The organism is Aeromonas sp. DNP9 (assembly GCF_001728955.1).
Taxonomy (GTDB): Bacteria; Pseudomonadota; Gammaproteobacteria; order Enterobacterales; family Aeromonadaceae; genus Aeromonas; species Aeromonas veronii.
This window is the reverse complement of the sequence record NZ_LYSQ01000032.1, coordinates 45094-51828: the sequence shown is the minus strand read 5'-3', so window position 1 is coordinate 51828 and position 6735 is coordinate 45094. Positions and strand designations below refer to the sequence as shown.

Here is a 6735-nt window from a genome sequence, read left to right as displayed (position 1 = left end):
AATCCCCGATGCGGTACATCGGGGGTGCTGAGTAGAGAAATGCTAGTTGAAAATGTGTAAACCTATTTCAGGACTAGACACCTCTTCGAATACCCAGTAACAACTGTTGTGGTTGCGATGGAACTAGAGGCGATTCACAGGGGATGATTACTCCCCCTGAATCGCACGCATAAAAAAACCGGCGCCTTGGCGCCGGTTTTTGCTCACTACGTCTCGATTACAGAGAAGCAGTGAAGGTACGGGTGATGACGTCTTGCTGTTGCTCTTTGGTCAAAGAGTTGAAGCGAACGGCATAACCGGATACGCGGATGGTCAACTGCGGATATTTCTCCGGGTTTTCCATGGCGTCCAGCAGCATTTCACGGTTCATCACGTTAACGTTCAGGTGCTGACCACCTTCTACGTTGGATTCGTGGTGGAAGTAACCGTCCATCAGGCCAGCCAGGTTGGCTTTCTGGGCTTCCATATCTTTACCCAGTGCGTTCGGAACGATGGAGAAGGTATAGGAGATACCATCTTTAGCGTAAGCGAACGGCAGCTTGGCTACGGAAGTCAGGGATGCAACAGCACCTTTCTGGTCACGACCGTGCATCGGGTTTGCACCCGGGCCGAACGGAGCACCGGCACGACGGCCATCCGGGGTGTTACCGGTCTTCTTGCCATATACCACGTTGGAAGTAATGGTCAGAACAGACTGGGTAGCAACAGCACCACGGTAGGTGTTGAGCTTCTGAATCTTCTTCATGAAGCGCTCAACCAGGTCACAGGCGATATCATCGACGCGAGCGTCGTTGTTACCGAACTGCGGGTATTCGCCTTCGATTTCGAAGTCGATGGCAACGCCATCTTCGTCACGAATCGGCTTGACCTTGGCGTACTTGATGGCAGACAGGGAGTCAGCGGCTACGGACAGACCAGCGATACCACACGCCATGGTGCGATATACGTCACGGTCGTGCAGCGCCATCAGAGAGGCTTCGTAGCTGTACTTGTCGTGCATGTAGTGGATGATGTTCAGCGCAGCAACGTATTGCTTGGCCAGCCAATCCATGAAGTGATCCAGACGATCCATTACGTCGTTGTAGTCGAGGTACTCGGACTTGACCATCTCGGTTTTCGGACCGACCTGGATCTTGAGCTTCTCGTCCATACCACCGTTGATTGCATACAGCATGGTCTTGGCCAGGTTGGCACGAGCACCGAAGAACTGCATTTGCTTACCAACGATCATCGGGGATACACAGCAAGCGATGGCGTAGTCATCGTTGTTGAAATCCGGACGCATCAGATCGTCGTTCTCGTACTGAACAGAAGAGGTCTCGATGGATACCTTGGCACAGTACTTCTTGAAACCGACCGGCAGCTTCTCGGACCACAGGATGGTCAGGTTCGGCTCAGGGGACGGGCCCATGGTGTACAGGGTGTTCAGCATACGGAAGCTGTTCTTGGTGACCAAGGTACGGCCGTCAACGCCCATACCAGCCAGGGTCTCGGTCGCCCACATCGGGTCGCCGGAGAACAGTGAATCGTATTCCGGAGTACGCAGGAAGCGAACCATACGCAGCTTCATGACCATGTGGTCCATCAGCTCCTGGGCTTCTTGCTCGGTGATCAGGCCTTTTTGCAGGTCACGCTCGATGTAGATATCCAGGAAGCTGGAGGTACGACCGAAGGACATGGCTGCACCGTTCTGGGACTTGACTGCCGCCAGGTAGGCGAAGTAGGTCCACTGGACAGCTTCTTTGGCGTTCTTGGCCGGTACGGAGATATCGCAACCGTACTTGGCAGCCATCACCTTCATCTGTGCCAGGGCACGGTGCTGCTCGGAGATCTCTTCGCGCAGACGGATGGTGGCTTCCAGGTTGACGCCGTTTTCCAGGTCAGCTTGCAGGGACTTGAACTGGGCCAGTTTGTCGGCCATCAGGAAGTCAACACCGTACAGAGCAACACGACGGTAGTCACCGATGATACGGCCACGGCCGTAGGCATCCGGCAGACCGGTGATAACACCAGACTTACGGCAGTTCAGGATGTCTTTGGTGTAAACGTCAAACACGCCCTGGTTGTGAGTCTTGCGGTACTCGGTGAAGATCTTCTCGACCATCGGGTCCAGTTGACGACCGTACACTTCGCAAGAAGTTTTAACCATCTTGATACCGCCGTTGGCGATGATGGCGCGCTTCAGCGGCTTGTCAGTCTGCAGACCAACGATCTGCTCCAGGCTCTGATCGATATAACCGGCATCGTGTGCGGTAATGGTGGAGGGCAGGTCAGTATCAAAATCAACCGGCGCATGAGTGCGGTTCTCGATTTTGATCCCTTCCATGACCTTGTCCCACAGCTTGGTGGTCGCTTCGGTCGCGCCAGCCAGGAAGGACTCGTCACCTTCATACGGGGTGTAGTTCTTCTGGATGAAGTCACGGGTGTTGACAGAGGTCTGCCATTCACCGGCCGCGAAGCCTTCCCATGCTTTTTGGAACTGTTCGTTAAGTTCTGCCATTTTTCATTACCTCACACGGTATTGATGTAGTATCCCGCAATCATCCTTAATGATGACGACGGAAGATAAACCAGTAAGTCAGACCAACCATCACGCCACCACCGATGATATTGCCGATGGTAACAGGGATGAGGTTGTGTAGGACGAAGTTGGATACGGTCAGGTCAGCAAAGGTTGCCGGATCCTGGCCGATGGCCTGCCAAAATTCCGGACTAGCCACGCTGTGGATAGCGATACCAACCGGAATCATAAACATGTTTGCGATGCTGTGCTCGAAACCTGAGGCAACGAACATGGCAACCGGCAGCAGCATAACCACTACCTTGTCAGTCGCACTGCGGGCACCGAATGCCATCCATGCAGCAAGACATACCATCAGGTTACAGAGGATACCCAGCGCCACCGCTTCGAAGAAGGTGTGGTGAATTTTGTGTTGGGCCACTTTGAGGGCGTTAAGGCCCCACTGACCGTCTGCTGCCGTGTACTCGGCAGAAACGATGATCAGCGCCACCATCAGCAGACCGCCAATCAGGTTACCGAAGTAGACCAGCCCCCAATTCTTGAGCAGCTGAGCCCAGCTGATGCGATTGGCAGCCTTGGCCACCAGCGTCAGGGTGGTGGAGGTGAACAGCTCGGCACCGAGCAGCACACAGAGAATAAGTCCGAGAGAGAAGCAGAGACCGCCCACCAGCTTGGCCATACCCCAAGGCATGGAGCCGGTTCCGGTCGTCACTGTGATGTAGAAGATAAATGCGATGGCGATGAAAGCGCCTGCGGTGATGGCCAGTGGAATGACCTTGTATGCCGGCTTGGTAGCCTTGGCATAGGTGATGTCTTCAGCCAGTGCAGCGATGGCTTCGGGCTTGAGACAATCGAATGGAGATTCAGCTTTCAATTATTTTCTACCTGAATGTTTTGCCTGTTGAAATCATAACAAAGGGCCAAATAGCCAAAATTGACATTGATCAAGTTTATCAGAGTGCGAATGTAATTTTACTACAACTATTTTAGTGCGATGGCTACGCCACTTTACACCAGGTATCAGCTGAAACAGAAATATCACATTTTTAATGCAATGATTTTAAAGAATTTATTCTAGAGCATGGAAATGTGGCATTGGCAAGATATCTTTGCAGATCGACAGCACATCCCCTGCCCTACCATCAACCCCCTTAGGGGTATTTTTTGTTTTTTATTTCATCTTTGAATAACAATCCCGTGCCTTGCCGCACCATAAACAGAAGGGGCCACACGGCCCCTTCCTTTACAGCAACGATCACGCCCAGTGATGGGCTCGCTTGGCCTTCTGCAGCTTCTCGTAGGCCGCCAGCAGTTTTTGGTGCAGCGGGAACTGGGAGAGCGACAGATCGGCCGCCTCCAGCCCGTGGAAGCGTGCTTCGCCAGTGGCGTTGGCCCATGCCTGTGCCAGCGTCTCTTCGCCATACATGCGAGTGAAGACGGCGCGATACTGCTCCGGATCCCGCTCCTCGTCGAGGAACAACTCGACGCAGGCACGCAAAGCGCGGTAGTAGCTGGCACGCTCGGCAGTGAACACCGACTGGTTGAACTCCATGGTCCAATCGATGAGATCGAGAGCAGTCTCCAGCTCACCGGCGGCCAGCGCCAGCATGGCTTTCAGCTCGCCAACGCGCAGGGTGTGCAGCGCGGTACCCTTGGCAGCGGCGATGCCCAGCAGCTCGCGTACACGGGTACGCTCGTCGTGCCCCTCATCATCCAGTTGATCAAACAACGCCATGTACTGCTCGGCATCCCAATCAAGTGATGGCAGCGCCAGGATCACTTCGCGCAGGTTGGCGCCCATGTTGTTGTTGGCCAGCAGCAGATCTTCGGCCGGATAGATGTCGGACATGCCCGGCACCAGAATGCGGCAGGCGTAGACACCCAGATGCTCGTAGTCGGCGATATAGACCGGCTGCTCCAGCTCATGGAAGATGCCGATCAGGTGATCGAACTCCTCCTGCGAGGTACCACGGAAGTCCCAATCGGCAAACTCGAAGTCCGCATCCTGCTTGAACAGATCCCAACTGATGAGGCCCGAGGAGTCGATGAAGTGGGTCTCGAGGTTGTGGTGATCCGCTACCTGCTCGTTGTCGAATGACGGCGGCACAAACACGTCGAGATCCTTGAGACCGCGGCCCTGCAGCAGCTCGGTGACGGTCCGCTCGAAGGCCACTTCGAAGCGCGGGTGGGCACCGAAGGAGGCAAAGCAGGTGCCGTTGCTCGGGTTGAGCAGCACCACACAGATGACCGGATAGCGGCCACCCAGTGAAGCATCGAAGCTGTAAATGGGGAAGCCTTCCGCTTCCAGCGCCGCGATGGAGGCGGCAATCCCCGGATAACGGGCAATCACCTCGTCCGGGATCAACGGCAGACTAATGGCCTCGGCGATGATCTTGTTCTTCACGTGGCGCTCGAACACTTCGGAGAGCGCCTGGGTGCGCGCTTCGGTCTTGGTGTTGCCAGCGCTCATGCCGTTGGAGACATAGAGGTTGCCGATGATGTTCATCGGGATGTAGACGGTCTCGTGATCGGACTGGCGCTCGAACGGCAGGGCGACGATACCGCGCTCCTCGTTGTTTGACTGCAGATCCACCAGCATGTCGGCGGTCACTTCACCGTCCGGGTTGTAGAACTTGCGGGTGAAGCTGTCGAGCAGACCGGCCGGGAACTGGTCACCCTCGATGGGGAACCACTTTTCGTTCGGGTAGTGAACGAAATCGCCGTTGGCGACCTGCTCGCCCAGATAGAAGTCGGCGAAGAAGTAGTTGGTGGAGAGACGCTCGAAATATTCGCCAAGGGCAGACGCGAGGGCCGCCTTCTTGCTGGCACCTTTGCCGTTGGTGAAGCAGAGGGCGCACTCTTTGTCGCGAATATGCACCGACCAGACGTTCGGCACGGGGTTGAGCCAGGAGGCCTCTTCAATATCAAAGCCCAAGGCTTGCAGCTTGGTCTGGAAGCGTTCGATGGAGTCTTCCAGCGCCGCGTCCTTGCCGGGAATAAAAGTGTGGTCAGTCATCACGATATCCTGATTTTTATTGGCTCATGTTCGGCCGCAGATAATAGCAGGGGTCGCCGACTTTGGCAGGACAAAATCGAGTCAATGAGTTCTCCAGAAAAATGAAGTCATCGCGTGAATGACAACGACCACCGAGATCCTGCCGGCACCTTGCATCGCAGACAAAACTGATCCAGTGATCCACACTGGCTCACAAAACCTCCATCGAGCCCTCGTCGATCGCCGTATTTAGCACGCCTCCCAACCAGTGAATGAACGCCAGAACCCTAGGTGAGAGCTGGCGACGATGCGCATAGAGCGCATGAACGGGCAAGGGAGGTGCCTGCCACTGGGGCAGCACCATGACCAGTTTTCCACTGGCGAGCAGCTCTTCTACCCCGATTCGCGGCATCTGGATGATCCCTAACCCCGCCAGTGCAGCTGCCAGATAGGTTTCACTGTCGTTTACCGTGAGCGCTCCGGTCATCGCCAGTACGGCGCGGGAACCATCGCTCTGCTGGTACTCAAAACCGGCTTCGCGGCCACCTGACACGGAGCCATAGTGGATCAACCGGTGCCCAGCCAGATCGGTCAACGTTTCTGGTACACCATAACGAGTCAGGTAAGCCGCGCTGGCACAATTGATTTGACGATACTGGCCCAGTAGACGAGCTACCAGGCTGGAGGATTCCAGCGCCCCCATCCGCACCACACAGTCGAAGCCTTCGCGCACCAGATCGACCCGCCGATCTGTACTGCTCAGCATCAGCTGCAAGTCAGGGTGGTCCGCCAGAAAAGCAGGCAATGCCGGTATGACCAAATGGCGTGCCATCCGGCTCGGCATATCCACCCGCAGCTGGCCACTCAGCCGTCCCCCGTGCCGAAACAGCCCATGAAACTCCTCCATATCGGCCAGCAACTCCTGACAACGGGCATAACAGAGCTGCCCATCAGTGGTCAGTTGTACCCGCCTGGTAGTGCGATGGAGCAAACGAGTTCCCATCTGTTCCTCCAACCGCCGAATCGCTGCGGAAAGCGTTGCCTTGGGGATACCCAGTTGCTCGGCGCTGCGGGTGAAGCTCTCAAGCTCAGCCACCCGTATAAACAATCTCATCGCATCAAGTTGATCCATGGCGTCATTGTCAATATAAACGGAACAGTGCATTCATTATTACCAGCTTTATCCATCACACAAGCACTAATAGAGTGATAACACATG

The 6735-nt window shown here is 55.4% G+C and carries 4 protein-coding genes; all 4 read right to left on the bottom strand.

Annotated features, from left to right (window positions below):
- Positions 1-217: 217 nt before the first annotated feature.
- Positions 218-2500 carry a formate C-acetyltransferase gene (pflB, locus tag A9G06_RS19150; protein ID WP_005352571.1) on the bottom strand — a complete coding sequence of 761 codons (2283 nt, stop codon included), beginning with the start codon at positions 2498-2500 and terminating at the stop codon, positions 218-220.
- 46 nt (positions 2501-2546) lie between these two features.
- A complete protein-coding gene (gene focA / locus A9G06_RS19145) occupies positions 2547-3395 on the bottom strand; it encodes a formate transporter FocA (RefSeq protein ID WP_005333620.1) in 849 nt (282 codons plus the stop codon).
- Positions 3396-3776: 381 nt separating this feature from the next.
- Complete coding sequence (gene ycaO, locus A9G06_RS19140; RefSeq protein WP_069556262.1) at positions 3777-5537, bottom strand: 30S ribosomal protein S12 methylthiotransferase accessory factor YcaO; 1761 nt, start codon at positions 5535-5537, stop codon at positions 3777-3779.
- A gap of 190 nt (positions 5538-5727) precedes the next feature.
- A complete protein-coding gene (locus tag A9G06_RS19135) occupies positions 5728-6648 on the bottom strand; it encodes a LysR family transcriptional regulator (protein ID WP_069556263.1) in 921 nt (306 codons plus the stop codon).
- Between the last annotated feature and the right edge of the window lie 87 nt (positions 6649-6735).